Raw genomic sequence first — 1,195 nt, 5'->3', positions numbered from 1 at the left:
ATCATGGCAAAAGGCAAGTTTGAGCGGACTAAGCCGCACGTGAACGTAGGCACGATTGGCCACGTTGACCATGGCAAGACCACGCTGACCGCAGCGATCACCACGATTCTGGCAAAGAAGTTCGGTGGCGAAGCCAAGGCATACGACCAGATCGACGCTGCGCCTGAAGAAAAGGCACGCGGTATTACGATTAATACCGCTCACGTCGAGTACGAAACCGCAACCCGTCACTACGCCCACGTTGACTGCCCGGGGCACGCCGACTATGTGAAGAACATGATTACCGGTGCTGCCCAGATGGACGGCGCAATCCTGGTTTGTTCCGCTGCTGACGGCCCGATGCCGCAAACCCGTGAGCACATCCTGCTGGCTCGCCAAGTTGGCGTTCCTTACATCGTCGTGTTCCTGAACAAGGCCGACATGGTTGACGACGCCGAACTGCTTGAGCTCGTCGAAATGGAAGTGCGTGAGCTGCTCTCCAAGTACGACTTCCCGGGTGATGATACCCCGATTATCAAGGGTTCCGCGAAGCTCGCTCTCGAAGGCGACCAGTCCGAAATCGGCGAACCCGCCATTTTCGCCCTGGCTGATGCGCTGGATAGCTACATCCCCACCCCTGAGCGTGCTGTTGACGGCGCGTTCCTGATGCCGGTGGAAGACGTGTTCTCCATCTCCGGCCGTGGCACTGTGGTGACTGGTCGTGTTGAGCGCGGCATCATCAAGGTTGGTGACGAAATCGAAATCGTTGGTCTGAAGCCCACGCTCAAGACCACCTGCACCGGCGTTGAAATGTTCCGTAAGCTGCTCGACCAAGGTCAGGCCGGCGACAACGTCGGCGTGCTGCTGCGCGGCACCAAGCGTGAAGAAGTCGAGCGCGGCCAAGTGCTGGCCAAGCCCGGTTCCATCACCCCGCACACCAAGTTCACTGCCGAGATCTACGTTCTGGGCAAGGATGAAGGCGGCCGTCATACCCCGTTTTTCAACGGCTATCGTCCGCAGTTCTACTTCCGTACCACCGACGTAACCGGTGCGGTTGAGCTGCCGGCTGGTACCGAAATGGTGATGCCTGGCGACAACGTTTCCATCGTGGTGAGCTTGATTGCTCCGATCGCTATGGAAGAAGGTCTGCGCTTCGCGATTCGCGAAGGTGGTCGTACCGTCGGCGCTGGCGTTGTTGCCAAGATCGTCGAGTAAT

1 protein-coding gene is annotated in these 1,195 nt (G+C 58.6%); it reads left to right on the top strand.

Annotated features, from left to right (window positions below; genetic code table 11):
• The first annotated feature begins 3 nt into the window (after nt 1-3).
• Complete coding sequence (gene tuf, locus NMK_RS18060) at nt 4-1,194, top strand: elongation factor Tu (RefSeq protein ID WP_109017170.1); 1,191 nt, start codon at nt 4-6, stop codon at nt 1,192-1,194.
• Nucleotide 1,195: the final 1 nt, after the last annotated feature.

It is taken from the genome of Novimethylophilus kurashikiensis, from assembly GCF_003112435.1.
Lineage (GTDB): Bacteria > Pseudomonadota > Gammaproteobacteria > Burkholderiales > Methylophilaceae > Novimethylophilus > Novimethylophilus kurashikiensis.
Note: the sequence above shows the minus strand (reverse complement) of the source record. Positions and strands in the feature narration are given on the sequence as shown.